23 protein-coding genes are annotated in these 21,939 nt (G+C 69.8%); 12 read left to right on the forward strand and 11 right to left on the reverse strand.

Translation table 11 applies throughout. The annotated features are described in order from the left end of the window. The first annotated feature begins 61 nt into the window (after positions 1 to 61). Positions 62 to 769, forward strand: coding sequence for a CAP domain-containing protein (locus ACFVYA_RS00295; protein WP_387040611.1), 708 nt, complete (start codon positions 62 to 64; stop codon positions 767 to 769). On the opposite strand, the gene ACFVYA_RS00300 is transcribed toward ACFVYA_RS00295, so the two are convergent. The 3 genes from ACFVYA_RS00300 to ACFVYA_RS00310 form a co-directional block, all read right to left on the reverse strand. After that, entirely contained in the window at positions 763 to 1,773 is a 1,011-nt protein-coding gene (locus ACFVYA_RS00300; protein ID WP_387040614.1) for a cation diffusion facilitator family transporter, read from the reverse strand. The genes ACFVYA_RS00295 and ACFVYA_RS00300 overlap by 7 nt on opposite strands. A 17-nt stretch (positions 1,774 to 1,790) precedes the next feature. Then, positions 1,791 to 2,222, reverse strand: a complete 432-nt coding sequence (locus ACFVYA_RS00305; RefSeq protein WP_285987337.1) for a DUF742 domain-containing protein — start codon at positions 2,220 to 2,222, stop codon at positions 1,791 to 1,793. A gap of 317 nt (positions 2,223 to 2,539) precedes the next feature. Beyond that, positions 2,540 to 4,753 (reverse strand): (Fe-S)-binding protein, encoded by a 2,214-nt coding sequence (locus ACFVYA_RS00310; protein WP_387040618.1) that lies wholly within the window; start codon positions 4,751 to 4,753, stop codon positions 2,540 to 2,542. 155 nt (positions 4,754 to 4,908) lie between these two features. On the opposite strand from ACFVYA_RS00310, the gene ACFVYA_RS00315 reads away from it, so the two are divergent. Continuing rightward, positions 4,909 to 5,469 carry a TetR/AcrR family transcriptional regulator gene (locus ACFVYA_RS00315; RefSeq protein ID WP_387040959.1) on the forward strand — a complete coding sequence of 187 codons (561 nt, stop codon included), beginning with the start codon at positions 4,909 to 4,911 and terminating at the stop codon, positions 5,467 to 5,469. 21 nt (positions 5,470 to 5,490) lie between these two features. Further along, positions 5,491 to 5,940 carry a GNAT family N-acetyltransferase gene (locus ACFVYA_RS00320; protein WP_387040621.1) on the forward strand — a complete coding sequence of 150 codons (450 nt, stop codon included), beginning with the start codon at positions 5,491 to 5,493 and terminating at the stop codon, positions 5,938 to 5,940. Here the strand turns inward: ACFVYA_RS00320 and ACFVYA_RS00325 are convergent. The 3 genes from ACFVYA_RS00325 to ACFVYA_RS00335 form a co-directional block, all read right to left on the reverse strand. Then, on the reverse strand, positions 5,924 to 6,082 hold the full coding sequence (locus tag ACFVYA_RS00325) for a DUF397 domain-containing protein (RefSeq protein WP_387040624.1): 159 nt from the start codon (positions 6,080 to 6,082) through the stop codon (positions 5,924 to 5,926). The two genes, ACFVYA_RS00320 and ACFVYA_RS00325, sit on opposite strands and share 17 nt — an antisense overlap. 1 nt (position 6,083) lies before the next feature. Beyond that, positions 6,084 to 6,923 (reverse strand): helix-turn-helix transcriptional regulator, encoded by an 840-nt coding sequence (locus ACFVYA_RS00330; protein ID WP_387040626.1) that lies wholly within the window; start codon positions 6,921 to 6,923, stop codon positions 6,084 to 6,086. 81 nt (positions 6,924 to 7,004) lie between these two features. After that, on the reverse strand, positions 7,005 to 7,538 hold the full coding sequence (locus ACFVYA_RS00335) for a YbhB/YbcL family Raf kinase inhibitor-like protein (RefSeq protein WP_387040629.1): 534 nt from the start codon (positions 7,536 to 7,538) through the stop codon (positions 7,005 to 7,007). A 172-nt stretch (positions 7,539 to 7,710) separates the two neighbouring features. On the opposite strand from ACFVYA_RS00335, the gene ACFVYA_RS00340 reads away from it, so the two are divergent. The 7 genes from ACFVYA_RS00340 (at position 7,711) to ACFVYA_RS00370 (ending at position 14,973) form a co-directional block, all read left to right on the forward strand. After that, positions 7,711 to 8,481: a DUF4097 family beta strand repeat-containing protein gene (locus tag ACFVYA_RS00340; RefSeq protein WP_387040632.1), complete on the forward strand. Its 771-nt coding sequence runs from the start codon at positions 7,711 to 7,713 to the stop codon at positions 8,479 to 8,481. A 27-nt stretch (positions 8,482 to 8,508) separates the two neighbouring features. Beyond that, entirely contained in the window at positions 8,509 to 8,742 is a 234-nt protein-coding gene (locus ACFVYA_RS00345; RefSeq protein ID WP_387040634.1) for a hypothetical protein, read from the forward strand. 67 nt (positions 8,743 to 8,809) lie between these two features. Beyond that, entirely contained in the window at positions 8,810 to 10,252 is a 1,443-nt protein-coding gene (locus tag ACFVYA_RS00350) for an alpha/beta hydrolase (protein ID WP_387040637.1), read from the forward strand. Between the two features lie 502 nt (positions 10,253 to 10,754). Continuing rightward, complete coding sequence (gene dnaK / locus ACFVYA_RS00355) at positions 10,755 to 12,629, forward strand: molecular chaperone DnaK (RefSeq protein ID WP_285987328.1); 1,875 nt, start codon at positions 10,755 to 10,757, stop codon at positions 12,627 to 12,629. Next, positions 12,626 to 13,333, forward strand: a complete 708-nt coding sequence (gene grpE / locus ACFVYA_RS00360; protein WP_387040640.1) for a nucleotide exchange factor GrpE — start codon at positions 12,626 to 12,628, stop codon at positions 13,331 to 13,333. The genes dnaK and grpE overlap by 4 nt, the downstream gene beginning before the upstream one ends. 30 nt (positions 13,334 to 13,363) lie before the next feature. Next, the gene (dnaJ, locus tag ACFVYA_RS00365; RefSeq protein ID WP_387040642.1) at positions 13,364 to 14,542 is read left to right on the forward strand and encodes a molecular chaperone DnaJ; all 1,179 of its coding nucleotides are present in this window, start codon (positions 13,364 to 13,366) and stop codon (positions 14,540 to 14,542) included. 5 nt (positions 14,543 to 14,547) lie between these two features. After that, positions 14,548 to 14,973, forward strand: coding sequence for a heat shock protein transcriptional repressor HspR (locus tag ACFVYA_RS00370; protein WP_014467870.1), 426 nt, complete (start codon positions 14,548 to 14,550; stop codon positions 14,971 to 14,973). A gap of 72 nt (positions 14,974 to 15,045) precedes the next feature. On the opposite strand, the gene ACFVYA_RS00375 is transcribed toward ACFVYA_RS00370, so the two are convergent. The 5 genes from ACFVYA_RS00375 to ACFVYA_RS00395 form a co-directional block, all read right to left on the reverse strand. After that, positions 15,046 to 15,570 (reverse strand): DUF305 domain-containing protein, encoded by a 525-nt coding sequence (locus ACFVYA_RS00375; RefSeq protein ID WP_387040646.1) that lies wholly within the window; start codon positions 15,568 to 15,570, stop codon positions 15,046 to 15,048. Further along, positions 15,567 to 16,322 carry a lytic polysaccharide monooxygenase gene (locus ACFVYA_RS00380; RefSeq protein WP_387040649.1) on the reverse strand — a complete coding sequence of 252 codons (756 nt, stop codon included), beginning with the start codon at positions 16,320 to 16,322 and terminating at the stop codon, positions 15,567 to 15,569. The genes ACFVYA_RS00375 and ACFVYA_RS00380 overlap by 4 nt, the downstream gene beginning before the upstream one ends. A gap of 146 nt (positions 16,323 to 16,468) precedes the next feature. Further along, positions 16,469 to 17,185 carry a dienelactone hydrolase family protein gene (locus ACFVYA_RS00385; protein ID WP_387040651.1) on the reverse strand — a complete coding sequence of 239 codons (717 nt, stop codon included), beginning with the start codon at positions 17,183 to 17,185 and terminating at the stop codon, positions 16,469 to 16,471. Positions 17,186 to 17,259: 74 nt separating this feature from the next. Then, positions 17,260 to 18,363: a globin domain-containing protein gene (locus ACFVYA_RS00390; RefSeq protein ID WP_285987322.1), complete on the reverse strand. Its 1,104-nt coding sequence runs from the start codon at positions 18,361 to 18,363 to the stop codon at positions 17,260 to 17,262. A gap of 356 nt (positions 18,364 to 18,719) precedes the next feature. Next, positions 18,720 to 19,895, reverse strand: coding sequence for a globin domain-containing protein (locus ACFVYA_RS00395; RefSeq protein ID WP_387040654.1), 1,176 nt, complete (start codon positions 19,893 to 19,895; stop codon positions 18,720 to 18,722). Between the two features lie 254 nt (positions 19,896 to 20,149). Here ACFVYA_RS00395 and ACFVYA_RS00400 point away from each other — a divergent pair, with 254 nt between their 5' ends. Further along, positions 20,150 to 20,635, forward strand: coding sequence for a MarR family winged helix-turn-helix transcriptional regulator (locus ACFVYA_RS00400; protein WP_387040657.1), 486 nt, complete (start codon positions 20,150 to 20,152; stop codon positions 20,633 to 20,635). Between the two features lie 99 nt (positions 20,636 to 20,734). After that, positions 20,735 to 21,922: an MFS transporter gene (locus tag ACFVYA_RS00405; RefSeq protein ID WP_387040660.1), complete on the forward strand. Its 1,188-nt coding sequence runs from the start codon at positions 20,735 to 20,737 to the stop codon at positions 21,920 to 21,922. Positions 21,923 to 21,939 lie beyond the last annotated feature (17 nt).

Genomic DNA, 21,939 nt, shown 5'->3' on the forward strand with positions numbered 1-21,939 from the left:
TCGTCGTAATTGTCCCGTGATACGTTCCTGCGCCGTGTCCCCCATTGGTGAACGTGCGCACGTGGTGATCGTGTCACTCAGTGTGCTGCTCGGCGTTTTCTCCGCCGCGGCAGGCACCTGGATGGCCACCGCGGAAGGAAACACCGCCGAGCTCGGTGCCGCGGCGCTGGTCCTGCCGAACGCGCCCGCCGGCGCGGGCAGTGGCAGCGGAACCGACCTCGCCGGCGGCAAGGTTCAGACCACCACCCCCGGTCAGCCTGCCGCGCCCACCACCTCGGCCCCCGCCCCGACGACGTCCAGCGCGGAACCCACGCCGACCGAGACGTCCGCCGCGCCGCAGCCCTCGACGTCCGAAGCTCCGCCACCGCCGCCGAGCACCAAGCCCGCGGCCCGCGTCGCGCCTTCCGTGGCCGCCCAGGTCATCACGCTGGTCAACGACGAACGGGCGAAGGCAGGCTGCGACCCGCTGACCGAGGAACCGCACGTCACGAAGGCCGCGCAGGACTTCAGCGACCAGATGTCGGCCGAGAACTTCTTCTCCCACACCAGCCCCGACGGCACGACGTTCGACCAGCGCATCAAGCAGGCCGGTTACCCGAAGCCGGGTGCCGAGAACATCGCGCGGGGGCAGACGTCCGCGGCGCAGGTCATGGACTCCTGGATGAACTCCGAAGGCCACCGCGCGAACATCCTGAACTGCACGCTCAAGAAGATCGGCGTCGGCGTCACCACCACGGGCTGGTACTGGGTCCAGGACTTCGGTTACTGAGGCGAAGGCTTGCTCCACCGCTCGGCGATGTCGCCGTAGCGCGCCAGCACCGTCGCCCGCAGATCCGGATCGGATCGCGGCACGGGCTCGATGAACACCTCGGTGACGTCGTTGAACGTCTGCGTCAGCTCGGCCGCGAGCCGGACGCAGGCGCGTTCGAGGTCCGCGGCGCCGAGCGAGTCGTCGAAGTCGACGCGGGTGCAGACCAGCACCTGGTCGGTGCCCATCAGCATGGTCTGCAGGTCCACGACGGCCTCGATCTCCGGCGCGGCGGTCAGGTGGTCGCGGATGCCGCGGACCAGCCTGGGGTCGGCCTGGCGGCCGACGAGCAGGCCGCGGTTGGTGCGGCCGAGCAGGTAGGCGACGCAGGCGAGCAGCAGGCCGATGGCGATCGACGCGACGCCGTCCCAGACCTCGGAGCCGGTGAGCTGGTGCAGGCCGATGCCGCCGAACGCGAGCAGCAGGCCGACCAGCGCGGCCGAGTCCTCGAACAGCACCGTCTTCGGCGTCGGGTCGTCGATCAGCCGCAGGTAGGTCCACATCGACTGCTGCTCGGCCTTGGACTCCCGGACGACCTGGCGCACGGCCTGCAGCCATGACGTGCCTTCGAGCAGGAACGCCACCGCCAGGACGATGTAGCTGAGCAGCGACGTGCTCTGCGCCTCGCCGTGCCCCAACAGTGTCGAAACGCCCTCGTAGAGCGCGAACATCGCGCCCGAGGCGAAGATCGAGACGGCCGCGAGCAGCGACCAGAAGTACCGCTCCTTGCCGTAGCCGAAGGGGTGCACGCGGTCGGCCGGGCGCTCCGAGCGCTTCAACGCGGTCAGCAGCAGGACCTCGGTGATCGTGTCGGCCACCGAGTGCGCCGCTTCGGACAGCATCGCGCCCGAGCCGGTGATGATGCCCGCGATCAGCTTCATGATGGCGATCGCCAGGTTCACCCCACCGGCGAGCAGGACGGTCAGGGTGCTTTCGCCGCCGGAGTTCCCGGATTCCTCGCTCACCTTGGTGAGCGTAGTGCTCAGAGGCGGCGCAGGCCGTGCAGAACGCGTTCCATGAGCGCCATCGCCGGCCGGCCGTCGGCGCTGGTCCGGCTGTCGTGGATGGTCACCAGGCCCTGTTCGGCCATGTCGTCGAGCAGGACGCGCGCGACGCCGAGCGGCACGCTCAGTGTGGCCGCGACCTCGGCGACCGAACGCGGGTGCAGGCACAGCGAGCGCACCGAGCGGATCTCCCCGGTCAGCCGGGCACCGTCCCAGTGCGCCTCGGCCCGCGTCGAGACCATCGCTTCGATGGCGAGGTGCCGCCGGGATTGCGTCCGGCCGCGCGTGAGGACGTACGGGCGCACGAGGGTGCGCTGCGTGGGTACGTAGTCCTGGGCAAGCCGGATGTCGTCCGGGATGGGGTGGAGTGCGTGTCGGCCGGTCGTAGTGGTCCGCCGGTCCTCGGCCATCCGTGCCGCCCCCTGATTCCTTGATCGTCAATGGTGCCCTCGCTGGCAACGGCGGCGGCGAGGAAAGGCCAGGATACGCCGCTTGTCCAGGGTTCAGGCCGTCGTTTCTCCTCAACCTGATGGGCCATTTCGGTGATTATCATGAACATCTTTCAAGAAAACGATTACTTTCACGAAGTCCCAGCTAGCGGGCCTGCCGGACAGGACAAAGGTGTGACAATGGGTAGTGGAATGGCTACCTGATTGCCAATCTTGCCGATCACGAAAACGGCCCCGGTCAGAGTCCTGACCGGGGCCGTGCGTTCTCGGGAAATGTGTCACTCCTCCGTGAGTGACGGCGCTCCGAGGGCGATCGGCTTCGGTTCCGGCTTCCGCTTGACCGACTCCAGCAGCATCTGCGCGACGTCGACGATCTCGACCTTCTCGCTCGCGCTGCCGTCGGCCTGCCGGGCGGTGAGGCCGTCGTTCAGCATCACCTTGCAGAACGGGCAGCCGGTGGCGATCTTCGACGGCGCGGTGCCGAGCGCCTCGTCGACGCGCTCGATGTTGATCCGCTTGCCGATCTTCTCTTCCATCCACATCCGCGCGCCGCCCGCGCCGCAGCACATCGACTTGTCGCCGTGCCGCGGCATCTCGCGCAGCTGCGCGCCGGTCGCGCCGACCAGCTCGCGCGGCGCCTCGTACACCTTGTTGTGGCGGCCGAGGTAGCACGGGTCGTGGTAGGTGACGTCCTCGGCGACCGGCGCCACCGGCACCAGCTGCTTCTCCCGCACCAGGCGGTTCAGCAGCTGCGTGTGGTGCACGACGTCGAACTGGCCGCCCAGCTCCGGGTACTCGTTGGCGAGGGTGTTGAAGCAGTGCGCGCAGGTCACGACGACCTTGCGGGCCTTGCGCTCGCGGCCCTCGAACACCGAGTTCAGCACCTCGACGTTCTGCTGGGCCAGCATCTGGAACAGGAACTCGTTGCCCGCGCGGCGGGCCGGGTCACCGGTGCAGGACTCCTCCGAACCGAGCACCTTGTACTTGACGTCGGCCATGTGCAGCAGCTCGGCGACCGCGCGCGTCGTCTTCTTCGCGCGGTCTTCGAACGCGCCGGCGCAGCCGACCCAGAACAGGTACTCGGCGTCACCCATGTCGCCGTCGAACACCGGGACCTCGAAGTCGAGCTCCTCGGTCCAAGCCAGCCGGTCCTTGGCGTTCTGGCCCCACGGGTTGCCCTTGTTCTCCAGGTTCTTGAACATGCCGTTCAGCTCGCTGGGGAACGACGACTCGATCATCACCTGGTAGCGGCGCATGTCGACGATGTGGTCGACGTGCTCGATGTCGACCGGGCACTGCTCGACGCAGGCGCCGCAGCTCGTGCAGGACCAGAGCACGTCGGGGTCGATGACGCCGCCGTCATCGCCGATCAGCGTCTTCTGGGACTCCGCGATCGCCAGGACGTCGATGCCCGCGTACATGTTGTCGCCGGACAGGCCGACTTCGTCGCCCGCCATGTCGCGCTTGCCGCCCGCCAGCAGGTACGGCGCCTTCGCGTAGGCGTGGTCACGCAGCTGCGTGATGAGCAGCTTCGGCGACAGCGGCTTACCGGTGTTCCACGCGGGGCACTGCTCCTGGCAGCGGCCGCACTCGGTGCACGTCGAGAAGTCCAGCCAGCCCTTCCAGCTGAAGTCCTCGATCTTGCCGACGCCGAAGGTGTCCTCGTCGGGGTCGGCTTCCTCGAGGTCGAGGACCTTGCCGCCGCTCATCATCGGCTTGAGCGCGCCCAGTGCGACGCCGCCGTCGGCCTCGCGCTTGAAGTAGATGTTGAAGAAGGCGCTGAAGCGGTGCCACGCGATGCCCATGGTCATGGTGCGCGCGACGACGATCAGCCAGACCGTGGCGCTCATCAGCTTGACGAACGCGAAGATCGTCACCAGGTTCGGGCTGGCCGGGAGCAGCTGGCCGATCGGGTTCGAGACGAAGGACGCCCACAGCGGCCCTTCGTGGGTGTTCAGCGCGGACTTCGCGGCCCGGACGCCGATGATGCCGATGCCCTCGATCAGGACGACGGCCTCGATGAAGTACGCCCACTTGAAGTTGGAGCCGGCGAAGCGCGACTGGCGGTCGGCGCGGCGCGGGTGGTTGCGCTGCCGGATCGCCATCAGGACCAGGATGCCGACGATCGTGCCGAGCCCGAGCAGCTCCATGAGCAGCTGGAACGGCGGGAAGTCGTCGAGGATCGGCCAGCCCCACGTCGGGACGAAGACCTCGCCGTAGGCCTCGAACAGCGCGAGCGAGCCGAGCAGGAAGCCCCACATGACGAGCCAGTGGGCCGGGCCGACGCTCCGCTTGCGGTTCATCCGCGTGTGCGCGGCGAACTCCTTGATCAGCGTCTTCATGCGCGGCATGAACGGCCCGTTGCGCGTCGAGTCGGGCTGCCCGAGGCGGATCACCCGCACGAAACGGGCGATCGTCGCGGCGAACATGCCCCAGGCGACGAGGCCGAGCACGACGGAGATCCCGCCGAGCGTCAGTTGCAGAGCGCCCATCGTTCGGGTGCCTTTCGTCCGGAAAAACTGTGGTGGTGCCGGGAGACTAACCGTCCTTACTGATGAGTAACCCGTTGAGTGGCCCTAAGTCCCACCGATGTGGTGTACGTCGCTCTTTGTTTCGGGACGATCGTTCAGGTAGTTTTCACCCCATGGTGAAGCTGCAAGTGGACGGCCGTAAGGCGCGTGGCGAGAAGCGGCGCACCGAACTCATCGAGGCCACGCTGCGGATCATCGAGCGCGACGGCGTCGCGGGCGTCACCCACCGGACGGTCGCGGCCGAGGCCGGCGTGCCGACGACGTCCACGACCTACCACTTCTCGTCGCTGGACGACCTCCTGGTCGCCACGCTCATCTCGTGCGCCCGCGACATGGCCACCGAGGTCTACTGGATGATCGACCGGGCCCGGTCCCGCGGGTCGCGCGGCGCCGAGGAGGTCGCGGGCCTGCTCGCCGAGGCGCTGGGGCCGCGGCGCGGGCGCACGATGGCGGAGTACGAGCTGTACCTCTTGGCCGCGCGCAAGCCGGAGCTGCGGCCGGCCGCACGTCGCTGGCTGGACGTCCTGACGTCGATGGTCCGCCACGACGACGAAGTGGCGTTCCGGGTGTTCCTCGCGGGTATCGACGGGCTGCTCATCCAGGGCCTGATCGACGACGGGCCGCCGTCGGCCGACGAGCTGCGTCCGGTGGTGGACTACCTGCTGAAACCGCGTTGACGGCTGTTTTAGTTTCGGATCATGCGGACTTTTGGGGATTACGAGCTCGACGACGACCGCGCGCGGCTGGACCTCGAGGTGGTGTGGAAGTTCCTCTCCACCGAGGCCTACTGGGGCCGCTGGCGCACGCGTGCGCAGGTCGAAGCGGCCATCGACGGCTCGTGGCGGGTCGTCGGCGCCTACCGGAACGGCTCGATGGTGGGGTTCGCCCGCGCCTTCTCGGACGGCGTCTCGTCCGCGTACCTCGCCGACGTCTTCGTCGTCGACTCCGCCCGCGGCAGCGGCCTCGGCAAGGAGATCGTGCGGGAGATGATCGACAACGGTCTCGGCGCCCGGTTCCGCTGGATGCTCCACACCGCCGACGCGCACGGGCTGTACCGCCAGTTCGGCTTCGCCGAGCACACCCGGGGGCATTATCTCGAGCGCGAGGGACCGAACTCGGCGAACTTCGTCGCTAACGCAGGTCGGTGAGGAGGGCGTCCCACGATCGGGTGGTGATTTCGAGGGTTCCGCCCGGGCGGTCCTTCGTGTCGCGGATCCGCACCACCGGGGCGAGCGCCACTTCCACGCACTCGGCCTCTTGCCCGCTGTAGGTCGACTTCCGCCAGGTCACGTCAGGCCTCCAGTTCGGCGATCACCTCCTCGATGAACGCGCGCGATTCGTCCACGTTCAACGCCAGGGATGCCATGGTCTTCGCGGCCGACTTGTAGTCCGCCACCTGATCCTCATCGTAGATGTAGGCGCTGCCGCGGTGCTGGTCCAAGAACACGATGGCGGGCAGGTCGGAGTACTCGAAGACGCTGAAGGAACCGTTGAGTCCGGGGTGAAAGCCGCCGCCGGACGGCACCACGCGCACCGCCAGCCGGCGCGGGAGGTCGACGAGGTGACGAAGCTGGCCGACCAGAGTCTCCGGGCCGCCGATCTGCTGCCGGAGTGCGACTTCGCCGAGCAGGATCGAGCACTCCGGCGCGCGGGGCTCCCGCACGGCCGCCTGACGGACCAGGCGCACCCGCAACCGCTGCTCGACAAGCTGCGCGGGAGAACCGCCGTACGAGAGGATCGCCCGGGCGTAGTCAGGCGTCTGCAGCAAGCCGTGCACCAGCATCGGCTGCCAGCTGAAGATCGTGGCCGCGGTGCGCTCGTACTCGGCCAGCGTCGTGAGGATCGCCGGGGCGTCGGGCATCTCCTTCTCGGCCCAGTTCGGCTCACGCGCGGTGCGGGCCAGCTCGAACAGCCTGTCGCGCTCCGCGCCGAGGACCCGCAGCTGCCCGAGCAGGAGCGCGACCTCCTCGATCCGGGGCACGCGCAGGCCGAGCTCCCAGTTGGACAGCTCGGCCGCGTGCACACCGGTGGCGCGGGCCAGTTCGCGCAAGCCGTACCCGCGCGCCTTCCGCGCTTTCCGCAGTCCGAACCCCAGCGCTCTCGACCGGGGTGTCGCTATCGGTGGTGGCATGACCGCAGTGTGTCAGCGGGGTCCGACAAAAACGGGCCCGGCTCCGTTGCCGATCGGCAACAGCGCCGGGCCCGGGGAACCTCAGCCCTTGTTCTCGTACACCGGCGTGATCACCGCGCGGGCCAGCGTGTGGCCGAACATGTTGAAGCCGAGGAACGCCGGTGTCGCGTCCTCCGGCACGTCGAGCTTGTCCAGATCGAGGGCGTGCACCGCGAAGTAGTAGCGGTGCGGGCCGTGCCCGGGCGGGGGCGCCGCGCCGAGGTACTGCTTGACCCCGCCGTCGCCCTTGAGCGTCGCCGCGCCGTCCGGCAGGCCCGAGCCGTCTCCCGCGCCGGACGCCAGTTCCGTCACCGAAACCGGGACGTTGAACACCGCCCAGTGCCAGAAGCCGCTGCCGGTGGGGGCGTCCGGGTCGTAGCAGGTGATCGCGAAGCTCTTCGTCTCCGCCGGGAAGCCTTCCCACGCCAGGTGCGGCGAACGGTCCTCGCCGCCGGCGCCGAAGATGCCGGACAACTGGGGGGTGGCCAGGGTTTCGCCGTCGGCGACGTCGTTGCTGCGGAGGGTGAAGGACGGCACGTCGGGCAGGAACTCGTACGGGCCGGGTGCTTGCGGCATGGATCCTCCTGATCATGAACTGGAGACTTCGCCAGGTTAGGCCCCGAGCGCCGCCCCTGCGTCTCAGGGAGGTATCTCAGGGTCTTTCGGGGGGTTACCCCCATGTACGGCCCGCTCACCTCGTCATAACGTTTCTCACGCAGAGGAAACAACACTGAGGGGACCAACGACCATGGCGCGCCCGCTTCTGGCTCTGGGTGGCATCGTCCTGATCGGCGTCGGCCTGGCGACCGCGTTCGGGTGGGGCTGGGGTTCGGATTTCGGGAACACCGGGACCGTTTCGCAGACCATCCGCAGCGTGAAGCTGGAAGGCGACGCGGGATCGGTGAAGATCCGCACCGGCTCGGGACCGTCGACGGTGCACGAAGAGGTCAGCTACCACTGGCGGAGCAAGCCGACGGGGCCCTTCTACCGCGTCGACGGCGACCAGCTGGTGCTCGGCGATTGCGGCACCAACTGCTCGGTCGACTTCGAGGTCGTCGTGCCGGCCGGCGTGCCCGTCACGGGGACCGTCGACTCCGGCGGCCTGGACATCGCCGGGGTGTCGAGTGTGGACGTTCACGCCGATTCCGGGCACGCCCGCGTCGAGGACGTCTCCGGTGCGGTGAAACTGGTGCTGGACAGCGGCTCGATCGACCTGCGGAACGTCGGCGAGGTCCGGGCGCAGAGCGACTCCGGCAGCATCACCGGCCGCGACGTGCGCGGCCCGGTCGACGTGACGGCCTCCAGCGGCAGCGTCGACTTCACGCTGGCCCAGGCGAACGACGTGAAGGTGCACGCCGACAGCGGCAGCATCGAACTGGCCGTGCCGGGCGGGCCGTACCGCGTCGAGGGCAACAGCGACAGCGGGCACCGCGAGTTCGACGTCCCGACCGACCGGTCCGCCCAGCACGTGCTGGACCTGACGACCGAAAGCGGCAGCGTCACGGTCCGCGCGGCCTGACTTTCTCTTACTACGGGGGCATTTCCGATGGGCAGGATCGAACGGCGCGTGCTGGTGGCCGCGCTGCTGGGGGCGATCGCGACGTTCGGTGTCGTGGGGTTCGCGCGTGGTGGGTCCGCGGAGACGCCGGCGCAGGGGGTGCCGGTTTCCGCGGATTCCCACTATCGGGTGACTTCTTGGGTGGGCACACCGGCAGAAGTCGTTGTGCAGCAAGGAAATCCGGATTTCTTCTTCTCCTCCTGGACGGCCCGCCACTCCTGAACTGTCGGTGGCCGCTGTTAGGAAGGAAGCACGCCGAAGGCCGGCGTGCAGGGGGAGGAACCACATCATGGACGTGCGCCGGGTCGCCGCGGTCATCGCGGCGGTCGTGGTCATGGCGGCGGTACCGGCCGTCGCTTCGGCTTCGGTTCCGACGTGGCACCCGTGCGCCACGCAGCAGGAGCCATCGGCGGAGTGCGCGACGGTCGACGTGCCGATCGACCGCACGCGGCCGGAGCTCGGGTCGGCGAAGCTGGCGCTGGCCCGGCTGCCCGCACTCGATCCGTCCCACCGGATCGGCTCGCTGCTGGTGAACCCGGGCGGGCCGGGCGGCTCCGGTGTCGGCTTCGTGCAGTTCGGCGGGCTGGCCTCGCCGGATTTGGCTCAGCTGCGGCAGCGGTTCGACGTCGTCGGGTTCGACCCGCGCGGGGATTGGTACAGCACGCCACGCATCACGTGCGACGCGGCGACGCTGTTCGATCCGGCCCTGGACCGGTTCCCGTCGACGCGGGCCGGGTTCGACGCGCTGGTCGCGCACAACCGCAAGGCGGGCGCCGACTGCCTGGCCCGGACCGGACCCCTGCTGGCGAACGCGGACACGCAGAGCGCGGCCGAGGACATCGAGGCGATCCGGGCCGCGCTCGGCGAGCCGAAGATCTCGTGGCTGGGTCTCTCCTACGGCACCGAGCTGGGCGCGGTCTACGCGTCGAAGCACCCCGGCCGGGTGCGGGCGATGGTGCTCGACGGCGCGATCGACCACGCGCGGCCGATGAACCAGGCGATCCTCGAGGAGGCCGCGGCCACCGAGGACGCGCTGGTCCGGTTCGCGGACTGGTGCCGCGGTGCGGCCGGCTGCGCCCTGCACGGCCGGGATGTCCTCCGCTTCTACGACGACGTCGTGGCCAGGGCGGCGCGCGGCGGGATCTGGTCGAGCGACCTGGGGCGGCCCGCGACGGCCGACGAAGTCTCGGCGGGGGTGTACGGCCACCTCTACCTCCGCGACGACTGGCCGGTGCTGGGCCAGGACCTGGCCGCGGCCGGCGGGGAGTTCCCGGACGCGAAGGGGCTGACCGAGCGCAACCAGTTCCTGTCGCCGATCTACGGGGCGTACCGGGCGATCGGCTGCCACGACTTCCCGTCGCCGTTCACCGGGCCGGCGGACATGGGCTGGATGGCCCGGCTGGTGCGTGGGGCGGCCCCGCACAGCTGGCGGTACTCGGAGTACTGGGACTTCGCCAGTGGATGCACGGGCTGGCCGGTCCCGGCGAAGAACCCACCCCAGCCACACCCCGTCCACGGCGCCCCGCCGATCCTGGTCGTGGGCGGCGCGCACGACCCGGCAACCCCGCTGGCCTGGGCGCGCGGCCTGGCGGCGAGCATCGACGGCGCGGCTCTGCTCACCCGGACCGACGACGGCCACACGGGACTGTTCAACTCCGCCTGCGCTCGGGCGGCCGAGGTGGCGTACCTGGTGAGGGGCGTCGTTCCTGGTCGGGGGGCGGTCTGCCGGTGAGGCGGGATCATCCGTCGGGGCTCGGGGCTCGGGGCTCGGGGCTCGGGGCTCGGGGCTGGGAGGGGCCGGGCTGGGAGGGGCCAGGGGCCGGGAGGGGCAGGGCCGGGAGGGGCAGGGGTGGAGGGAGCGAAGGGCCGAGCGGATGGAGGGGCGGAGGTCGGGCTCGGGCGCGGCAGTGGCGCTCGGTCCGCGGGTGGCTGCCGGCCGGCCCGTGGCCGCTCGGGGTGCCTGCGCCGGCCGCGGCCCTGGTCGGGGGCGGTCTGCCGGTGAGGCGAACCGCCAGGTGAGCGGCCTCACAGCCGCTCCGGGCACACTCGGTCGCCGGACCCGGGAACAAGAACCCGGATCGCCTCGTTAGGCTGGGTGCAGAGGTTGAGCGCAGTCGACTCAAGTCCAGCTTGACGGAGTGCGCGAAGGCCCGATAAAACTTGCCAGGGCCTCGCTCAAGGCGAGCACAAACCTGCAGGTCATGAACATACAGTCGTACACAGGAGGAAGCACCATGGCGCGAGCGGTCGGCATCGACCTCGGCACGACCAACTCGGTCGTCGCCGTCCTTGAGGGCGGCGAGCCGACGGTCATCGCCAACTCGGAAGGCTCCCGGACCACCCCCTCGATCGTCGCCTTCGCCAAGAACGGCGAAGTGCTGACCGGCCAGCCGGCGAAGAACCAGGCCGTCACGAACGTCGACCGGACCATCCGGTCCGTGAAGCGGCACATCGGCACCGACTGGAAGACCGAGATCGACGGGAAGAACTACACCTCCCAGGAAATCAGCGCGCGCGTGCTGATGAAGCTGAAGCGCGACGCCGAGGCGTACCTGGGCGAGACGATCACCGACGCGGTCATCACCGTCCCGGCGTACTTCGAGGACGCCCAGCGGCAGGCCACGAAGGAAGCCGGCCAGATCGCCGGCCTGAACGTGCTCCGCATCGTCAACGAGCCGACCGCCGCCGCGCTGGCGTACGGCCTGGACAAGGGCGAGAAGGAGCAGACCATCCTGGTCTTCGACCTCGGTGGTGGCACCTTCGACGTCTCGCTGCTGGAGATCGGCGAGGGCGTCGTCGAGGTCCGCGCCACCTCCGGTGACAACCACCTCGGTGGTGACGACTGGGACGAGCGCATCGTCAAGTGGCTGGTCGACAAGTTCAAGGCCACGAACGGCATCGACCTGACCAAGGACAAGATGGCGCTGCAGCGCATCCGCGAGGCGGCGGAGAAGGCGAAGATCGAGCTGTCCAGCTCGAACTCGGCCGGCATCAACCTGCCCTACATCACGGTCGACGCCGACAAGAACCCGCTGTTCCTCGACGAGCAGCTCTCGCGCGCCGAGTTCCAGAAGATCACCGCGGACCTGCTCGAGCGCACCCGGAACCCGTTCAACAACGTCATCCGGGACGCGGGCATCGCCGTCGGCGACATCGACCACGTCGTGCTGGTCGGTGGTTCCACCCGCATGCCGGCCGTGTCGGACCTGGTCAAGGAGCTGACCGGCGGCCGCGAGCCGAACAAGGGCGTGAACCCGGACGAGGTCGTCGCGGTCGGCGCGGCGCTGCAGGCCGGTGTGCTGAAGGGCGAGGTCAAGGACGTCCTCCTGCTGGACGTCACGCCGCTGTCGCTCGGCATCGAGACCAAGGGTGGCGTCTTCACCAAGCTCATCGAGCGCAACACCACGATCCCGACCAAGCGCTCGGAGATCTTCTCCACCGCGGACGACAACCAGCCGTCGGTGCAGATCCAGGTGTTCCAGGGTGAGCGTGAGATCGCCGCGCACAACAAGAAGCTCGGCATGTTCGAGCTGACCGGTCTCCCGCCGGCCCCGCGTGGCGTGCCGCAGATCGAGGTCACCTTCGACATCGACGCCAACGGCATCGTGCACGTGACCGCGAAGGACCTGGGCACGAACAAGGAACAGTCGATGACGATCACCGGTGGCTCCGCGCTGCCGAAGGACGACATCGAGCGCATGGTCAAGGACGCCGAGGCCCACGCCGAGGAAGACAAGAAGCGCCGTGAGGAAGCGGAAACCCGCAACCAGGCGGAGACGCTGGTCTACCAGACCGAAAAGTTCGTCAAGGACAACGACGACAAGCTGCCCGAGGACCTCAAGGGCAAGGTCAAGTCCGCGATCGACGAGGCCAACGAGTCGCTGAAGGGCACGGACTCGACCAAGATCCGCGAGGCGATCGAGAAGCTGAACGCCGCTTCGCAGGAGCTGGGCACCGCTCTGTACGCCAATGCGAACGCCGACGCGGCGGCCGGTGCGGCCGGCGGTGCGGGTGCGGGTGCGGCCGGGGACGCCGGTGCGGCCGGCGGCCAGGCCAAGGCCGATGACGTGGTGGACGCCGAGATCGTCGAAGAGGACGAGAAGAAGTGACCCACAGCTACGACGAATCCGAGAACCAGGGCCGAGGCCCCGAGGAGCCGGTGGTCGTGCGGGATCGGCGGCGGGTGGACCCCCAGACCGGGCAGATCCGTCCGCCCGGTCCGGCCCACGCCGCCCCCGAGCCGGAGGAGGCGCCCGTGGAGCACGCGGGCCCCTCGCTCGGCGAGACCATCATGGACGATTCGGTGTCGGTCGTCTCCGACGTGGAGAAGGAGCTGGCCGAGCGCACCGCCGACCTCCAGCGCCTGCAGGCCGAGTACGCCAACTACCGCAAGCGGGTCGAGCGTGACCGCGAGGCGGTCGTGATCGGCGCGAAGGCGACCGTGGTGAACGACCTGCTGCCGCTGCTCGACGACCTCGAGCGGGCCGAGCAGCACGGTGACCTCACCGGCGCGTTCAAGGCCGTCGGCGACAAGCTGATCACCGGCCTGCAGCGCGCGGGACTCGAGTCGTTCGGTGCCGAGGGCGAGCCCTTCGACCCGAGCGTGCACGAGGCCGTGCAGCACAACACCTCGCCGGACGTGGCGGGCCCGACGGTCACCGTGGTCATGCGCCGCGGGTACCGCTTCGGGGACCGCGTACTGCGGGCGGCGCTGGTCGGCGTGACCGACCACGAGCCCGGTGCGGCCCCGGGGGACCCGTCCGTCGGTGGCGAGCTGCCACTCGACGGCGGAGTCGATGAACAGCAGCAGTAAGAGGAATCAAGTGGGAGGAGGAGACGCCCGATGAGTGCACGGGAATGGATCGGTAAGGACTTCTACCGTGAACTGGGCGTCTCCTCCGACGCCACCGCGGACGAAATCAAGAAGGCCTACCGGAAGCTGGCCAAGGAGAACCACCCGGACGCGAACGCCGGCAACGCCCAGGCGGAGCAGAAGTTCAAGGCGGTCTCCGAGGCCTACGGCGTGCTCTCCGACGCGAGCAAGCGCAAGGAGTACGACGAGGCGCGGCGCCTGTTCGGCGGCGGGGGTGGCTTCAACTTCCCCGGTGGCGGCGGCGGTGGCGGCAGCTTCGACGTAGGCGACATCTTCGGCCAGGCCGGCGCCGGCGCGGGGCAGCAGGGCGGTTTCGGCGGGCTCGGTGACATCCTCGGCGGGATCTTCGGCCGAGGCCGGGCCTCGGCGGGCGCGACGGCGAACCGGCCGCAGCGCGGTGCCGACGTCGAAACGGACGTCCGGATCGACTTCACCGAGGCGGTCAAGGGCGCGACCCTGCCGCTGCGGCTGTCGAGCCCGGCGACCTGCGCGACGTGCAGCGGCAACGGGGCCCGGCCGGGGACGACGCCGCGGACCTGCCCGACCTGTTCCGGGTCGGGGCTGGTCAGCCGCAGCCAGGGTGCGTTCGCGTTCTCGGAGCCGTGCCGCGACTGCCGTGGCCGCGGGACGATCATCGACGACCCGTGCCCCGAGTGCGGCGGCGAAGGCATCAGCACGCGGACCCGCACGCTGACCGTCCGGATCCCGCCGGGCGTCGACGACGACCAGCGCATCCGGCTGGCCGGCCAGGGCGAGCCGGGCCGGGGCGGGGCGCAGGCCGGTGACCTGTACGTCCGGGTGCACGTGGCTCCGCACGCGCTGTTCGGGCGCAAGGGGCTCGACCTGACGATCACCGTGCCGGTGGACTTCACGGAGCTGACGCTCGGCACCACGATCACGGTGCCGACGCTGGAAGCCAAGGTCTCGCTCAAGGTGCCGCCGGGCACCGCGAGCGGACGGGTGCTGCGCGTGCGCGGCAAGGGCATCGCCAAGCGCGACGGCTCGCAAGGTGACCTGCTCGTCACCCTCCAGGCGGCGATTCCCGCCAAACTGGACGACAAGGCGCGCGACGCACTGCAGGCGTACGCCGAGGCGATGGCCGGGCACGACCCCCGGCCCGAGATCACCGAGCTGCTGCAAGGTAGGTGAGAGTGGTGTTCGGCGGGATACCCCAGGAAGGCGACGAGGAGACCCCGGTGTTCGTCATCTCGGTGGCGGCCCAGCTCGCCGGGATGCACGCGCAGACGTTGCGCACGTACGACCGGCAGGGCCTGGTGTCACCGGGTCGCACCCCCGGCGGCGGGCGGCGCTATTCGATGCGGGACATCGCGCTGCTGCGCGAGGTCCAGCGCCTGTCGCAGGAGGACGGCGTCAACCTGGCCGGCATCAAGCGCATCATCGAGCTGGAGAACCAGGTCGACGCGCTGCGGGCCCGGATCACCGAGCTGACCGAGGAACTGACCGCGGCGTACGTGGCGGCGGAACAGGCGACGGCGGCGGCGCACGCGTCCTACCGCCGGGACCTGGTGCCGCTCAACCAGCAGACGGCGTTGGTGGTCTGGCGTCCCAAGCGCCGCTGACCACCTGAGCGACCAGACGAGGGCCTCCCCGGGCGACCGGGGAGGCCCTTGTGCGTGCAGAGCGCGCCGCGGTTACGCCTTGACGTTCAGCAATTGCTTGACCTCGGCCGTCCGGGACTCGATGACCCGCCGCGCCAAGTCCCGTGCCCGGGCGTTCACTCCGCCGGCTGCCCCGTTCTCCGCCTGGGCCAGCTCGACCGCTCCCTGCTGCTGTCCCGTCAGGACGTCCAGGAACCGGCGGGTGAACTCGCTGTCCGGTGCGGTCCGGAGCGCTCCGGCCAGATCCGGTGCCGTCATCTTCATTCCGCCGTGGCCCGCGTGAGCCTGCGGAGCCACCGTTTCGGGCTGGTTCCAGTCGTGGAGCCACCGGCGCATGTCGTCGGTCTCGGTCTGCTGGGTCACCTCGATCGCCGCCGCCAGCTCCTTCACCGAGGACGGCAACGGCCGGGCCGCGGCCAGGCGGACGATGTCGATCCCCTGCTGGTTCTGGGGAATCAGCATCTGCAGGAACATCACGTCGGCCGCGTTGTACTGCGGCGCGGCCGTCGTCGCGCAACCGGTCAGCAGCAGCGCGACGACGGCCAGGACCACTCTCACTGGCGCTGCCAGAGCGCCGGGGTGTTCGGCGGCTCCCAGCCCGCGATCGCCGTGTGCGGCTGGAGGCAGCGGTAGCTCGCGCCGCCGTACGTCACGACATCGCCCGCCCTGTACGCCGTGCCCGCCGCCCACGTGCCACCCGTCGGCGGCTTGGTCGTCGGGGGCGGGGTCGTGGTGGGCGGCGGGGTCGTGGCCGGGGGCGGCGTGGTCGTCGGCGGCGGGGTGCCACCACCACCCACCTGGAGGTCGACGCAGCTGTAGAACGCGTTGGACGTGTCCGCGATGTTCCAGATCGCCAGCACCTTGATCCGGCCCGAATAGCCGGCCAGGTTCACCGTGTGCGACAGCGTCGAGGGCGGCTGCTGGTTGTTGCCGCTGAACACCGCGACGCGGGTGCCGCCGACGTAGTACTCGTAGTTCGACGTCGAGTGCCGGGCGGTGAACACCCAGTTGAACGTCACCGTGCTGCCCACCGACTTGGCCGGCCACGGCTTCGACTCGTCGGTCAGCTCGGCGAACTGCGACAACCCGCCGTTGCAGCTGCGCAGCCCCTTCGGGCCTTCGACGCTCTGCGGTTCGTAGACGATCTGGCCGCAGCCGGAGACCTTCCCGGCGGCGCAGTTGGCCTGCCGGCTGGGCGGATCGGACACGTAACCGTGGGCGCTCGCCGAGGTGGCGGGGAGGACGACGACCAGCGCCGGCGCGAGCAGGGCACCGGCAGCGGCCGCGAAGAGCTTTCTTTTCCAGGTCATTTCGGCTCCTCGAGGGGGAACAGCGTTGTTCCGGAGGGGAGGACGAACGAGCACATCCGGGGAAGATGTGGTCTAGACCATAAGGCGATTCGGGCACAACGGTCAACGAACTACCGCCGTTCGACGAATTCGCTGCTCCGCTCGGCTCAGTGCGAAGGTGGGGCCGGCTGCTGCAGGTGTTCGCCGAAGAAAGACGTCACCCGGCGCCACGCGTCTTCGGCCGCTTCGTGGTGGTAGGTGAAGCCGACGACCTTGAGCAGCAGGTTCACCGGGGCCGCGGTGTCGATCTTGTTGGCGAACCCGTGGCTGGCGTCCGGGTACTCCTTGACGTCGTGCGGGACGCCGCGCTCGGTGAGCGCCGTCTCGAGCTTCGCCGCGGCGCCGCGCAGCCCGAAGTCCTTCTTGCCGAAGCTGGCGACCACCGGGCAGGCGTCGTCGAGCACCGACAGGTTCTTCGGCAGCTGCCCGTAGTACGGCGCGGACGCTTCGAACCCGCGTGACGCCGCGACGAGCGCGAAGCCGCCGCCCATGCAGAACCCGGCGATGCCGATGCGGCCCGAGCAGTCCGGCCGCGCGGCCAGGAGCGCGCGGGACGCCTCGATGTCGTCGAACGCCCGGCCGCGGTTGGCGAACATGTCCGAGAAGACCCGCCGCACGCAGCGGAACAGGCCGCCGCGCGAATACAGGTCCGGGCTGAGCGCGAGATAGCCCTCGCGGGCGAAGCGGTCGGTGATGTCCTTCGTGTCCTGGCTCAGCCCGAACGCGTCGTGGATGAGCACCACCCCCGGGTGCGGCCCCGCGCCCGCGGGCTCCGCCAGGTAGCCGCCGATGGTGCCGTCCGAAACCGGAATAGTCATCTCCATATCGGCGAAGATAGCGAGCCACCGCCGCTTCCGCGCCGCTTGCTGAGAGTTTCTCAGCGCATTCCGGACAAACCTCAGTCCAGGGTGAAGGGGTCGTAGGATATTCGTTCCAGATCGATTCCCCTGGCCAGCAGCTTGGCGACGGTCGCCTGGATCATCGGCGGCGAACCGGAAACGAGAACGTCGTGGTTGCCCCACGTGCCGCGCTGGGTGACGGCGTGGGCGAGCGTGCCGCGGTCGCCGCCGGACAGCGCGCCCTCCTCGGTGACCGGGGTGACCGTCAGCCACTTCGACGTCGCGGCCAGCCGGCGCAGCTCCTCGAGCGCGTACAGGTCTTCCGGTCGCCGGCCGCCGAAGAACAGGTGCACGGGCGGGTTGTGCTTCCAGCGCGAAAGGTCGTCGAGGATCGCCAGCAGCGGCGTGATCCCGGTGCCGCCGCCGATCATCAGCAGCCGGCGTTTCGTGGACGTCGGGCGGACGTTCAGGACGCCCATCGACGGCCCGAGGCGCCACACGTCCCCCGGTCTGGTGTGGTTGACGATGCTCCCGCTGACCCAGCCGCCGGGCACCGCGCGCACGTGGAAGGTGAGCTGGCCGTCGCCGCGGGGCGCGTTCGCCGGCGAAAGGTACCGCCAGAACCGCGGCCGTTGCGGCACTTCCACGCTGACGTACCCGCCCGCGCGGTAGGGCAGCAGGCCTTCGGTGCGCACCTTCACCAGGGCGATGTCGCGGCCGAGCTTCCGGTGCTCGAGCACGGTCGCCGACCACGCCGCCGGCCCCGTCTCCGCCTGGGCGGCTTCACGCATCGTCTTGGCGATGAGCCCGTAGGCCGAGGTCCACGCGGACTCGACCTCGGCGGTCCACTTCTCCTTGAGGAACCGCTTCAGCGCCGCGATCAGCGCGACACCCACGGCGTCGTAGTGCCGGGAGACGACGGCGAACTTCCGGTGGTCGCGGCCCAGCTGCCCGAGGAAGGTGACCAGCTCGTCGGGCCGGTCGACCATCTGCACCACGTACACCAGCGCGCGCAGCAGCCGGCTCCGCTGCGTCGCCATGGTGACCGGGAACAGCTCACGGCAATCGGGGGCGACCACGAACAACGCGCCGTAGAAGTACTGGGCGAGTTCGTCGGCTTTCGGCTCGATCTCCGCAAAACTTTCACGAATCAACCGGGCCATCTCTCGACCTTCCACAGCCGAAACAGGAAGCGTCTCTGGCATGGTGGAGATCTTCACGGATTCAGCACTCATCGGGAACGGTATTCTCCAGTCGTGCAAAGGCTTTTTCGCGCCGTGCATGCGGCGTCGCCGTGCGGTGCCGCCCCCGAGGGTTCCCGACTGTAGGCGAATTCCCGTGCAGATGCGCGTGATTCCGCGCGTTCCGCTCGAACGGAGCAATTCAGGTACGGCCGGTAAACCCCGTCTGTCGCAGGGTAAGAATGATCACGACGTCGGATTCATCCGTTACTGGTGGCCGATTTCCGAAGCGTAACGAATCATTCACCGGACGGCGGATTGCCAGCCGCCGCCGGTGGCTAGTCGATCGTGAACGGGTCGTACTGGATCTGGTCCAGCGCGCTGCCCGCGACCAGCATGCGCGACACCGTCGCGCGGATCATCGCCGGTGAGCCGGACACGAGGATGTCGTGGCCGGGCCACGAGCCGTAGCGCGTGACGGCTTCGGCCAGCGTCCCCTGCTCGAACCCGGGGACGTCGCCGCCGCGCTCGACCACCGGGGTGACGGTCAGCCAGGGGTTCGTCGCGGCGAGCGCACGCAGTTCTTCGAGGTCGTAGAGGTCCTCGCGGGCCGGGCCGCCGTAGAACAGGTGGGTCTTCGGGTTCTCGCCCCACAGCGCCAGGTGGTCCAGGATCGACCGCAGCGGCGCGACGCCCGTGCCGCCGGCGATCATCAGCACGGCCCGCGACGCCTCCCGGTCGACCGTCATCCGGCCCAGCGGCGGGCCGAGCCGCCAGACGTCGCCGGGCTGGGTGTGGCTGACGATGGCGCGGGAGACCCAGCCGCCGTCGATCGCGCGGACGTGGAACTCGATGCCGCCGTCCTCGCGCGGCGCGTTCGCGGGCGAGAGGTAGCGCCACAGCCGTGGCCGCTGCGGTACTTCGACGCTCACGTACTGGCCGGGGTGGTACGGCACGGGCTGGTCGGGCACCAGCCGCACCAGGGCGAGGTCCCAGGTCAGCCGGCGGTGCTCGACCACGGTGGCCGACCACGACGGCGGGTTCGTGTCCGACGCGGCCGCGTCCTGCATGGCCCGCGCGGCGATGGTGAACGCTTCGGCCCACGCCCGTTCGACCTCGGGCGTCCACGCCGGGCCCAGGTGGTTCTTGAGCGACGCCAGCAGCGCGGTGCCGACCGCTTCGTAGTGCCGGGGCACCACGCCGAACTTGCGGTGGTCGCGGCCCAGCTGGCGCAGGAACGGCGCGAGGTCGTCGGGCCGGTCGACCATCTGCACGATGTGCACCAGCGCGCGCACCAGCCTGCCACGCTGGATCTCCATGTTGATCGGGAAGAAGTCGCGCGTGGTCGGGGCGAGGGTGAACAGCATCCCGTAGAAGAACTGCGAGATGTCGGCGATGTACGGCTCGGACCTGGCCCAGCTGTCCCGGATGAGCCGGACCATCGCGGTCACGGCCGCGGGGGCTTCACGCGGGGCCGACGACCTGGGGAGCGGGCTGACGGAATCGGCTGTCATCAGCGGTTGTTCACGGGTCGGGGACCGCCTCCGGGGTCCTTCGCCACTGCTGCCACCTCGTCACTCAACGTCACTCGCCGGGACCGCGCGCGCGGTCCGTCCGCAGGGTAGCCGCCGGGCGCTCTTTTGCCCGCATTGTTGCTCCGACCGGGTGTATTCGACCCGGTCAGGCGTGGGGGACCTCACCGGAGAGATGGTTGTCCCGAGCAAGCGTCCCGCCATATACTTGTATGGCACAACTAAGGGAGGCGCCGATGGGCTTCGACAATACCGACGACGACGTCCGGGTCGAGCTCATGCGCGAGCTGAAGACCGCTTCCCAGCTCCAGCACGCCTGGATCATGCAAGCTTGGCAAAGCGAGCCCGGGCTGCACCCGGCGGCCGCGATGCTGCTGTCCGACCTGGCGAAGAACGGTGAGGCGCGGCCGTCCGAACTGGCGAAACGCCGGTTCGTCGACCTCTCGGTCGTCAGCAGGCAGATCACCCAGCTGTCCGCGGCCGGGCTCGTCGACCGCCGTCCCGCGCCCGAAGACGGCCGCGCGTCCCTGGTGAGCGTCTCCGAGAAAGGCCGGGCCGAGCTCGCGAGCTGGCGAGCCAACTACGTCGAATTCATGGAAAAGGCGCTCGGCGGCTGGGACGACGAGCGCGTCACCGACCTGACCGCCCGGCTGGCGGACATGAACGCCGACCTCCGCCGCGCCCTCGGAAGCGACGCCTGCCTGGCTGACACGAACAAGTGACACGGCGGGGAAGGGGCACACCGGAAGTGTCCTTTTCCGCTGTCGAAAGTGTCCGTTCGGTCCTGACTTGGCGGCGTTCGTCAGGGTTAACGTCGGCGGGTGACGCGTGACCGGGTCGCCCTGCTGTACGCGCTGGGGATCGACAACTTCGGCTCAGGTCTGTTCCTCCCGTTGGCACTGGTCTACGTGACGCAGGTGGTCGGCGTGCCGCTGGCCGTGGCCGGCACCGCCGTCACCCTGGGGGCCATCGGCGGGCTCGTCGTGCCGCCGCTCGCCGGCCGGCTCGTCGATCGCGTCGGGCCGCGCGCCGTGGTGATCTGCGCCCAGCTGCTGCAGGCCGCGGGCGCGGGGGCGTACCTGATCGCCGACGGCGCGGGCCCGGTGGTGGTCGCCGCCGTCCTGCTGACCGCCGGGCAGCAGCTCTTCTACAGCTCCCTCTTCGTGCTCATCGCCGACGTCGCGGGCGACGGCCCGAAGGACCGGCCGTTCGCCGAGGTGGGGATGGTGCGGGCCGCCTCCTTCGGCCTGGGCGCTCTGGTGGCGGGAGCGATGCTGACGTGGCTCGGGACCGCCGGCTACCGCATCGCGCTCGCCGCGGACGCGCTGACGTTCTTCCTGGCCGCGTCGATCCTCGTCTTCTTCGTCCGGCTCGCGCGGCCGCACCGGCAGGTCCGCGAAGGGGCGGTCCGCGTGCTGCGTGACCGGCCGTACCTGGCCCTCATCGTCTTCAGCGGGTTCTTCGGGCTCTCGCTGGACTTCTTCCTGATCGGCACGCCGGTGTTCGTGCTCGACCGGCTGCACGGCCCGGCCTGGCTGCCGGGCGCGATGCTCGCCCTGCTGACCGTGCTGACCAGCGTCGGCGGCACGCTCGCGCTGCGGCTCACCGCCCGGCTGACGCGGATCGCGGCGATGCGCGCCGGCTCGGCGTTGTTTTCGGCGTGGTGCCTGGTCAGCCTGGGCGTGCTGCTGGTGCCCGACGGCTGGCGGGTGGGGTACCTGCTCGTGTCGACGCTGGTGTTCGCCGCCGGCGACCTGGTCTTCGGGCCGAGATCGGGGGCACTCGCCGAGGCCGCGGCACCTCCGGTCGCCCGCGGACGTTATCTCGCTGCCTACCAGTACGCGTTCACCGTGGCCCAGGTGATCGCGCCCGCCGTGGTGGCCTTGTTCTCGGTCGCCGACTGGTTACCCTGGGTGCTGGTGGGGATGTGTGCCGGTCTCGCCGTGGCCGGGCTCGGCACCCTCGGCTCGCGGTTGCCGGCGAGTGCGGTCGCACCCGGACAGAGTTGAGCGGAACAGACTCAAGT

It is taken from the genome of Amycolatopsis sp. NPDC058278 (assembly GCF_042881395.1).
GTDB lineage: Bacteria > Actinomycetota > Actinomycetes > Mycobacteriales > Pseudonocardiaceae > Amycolatopsis.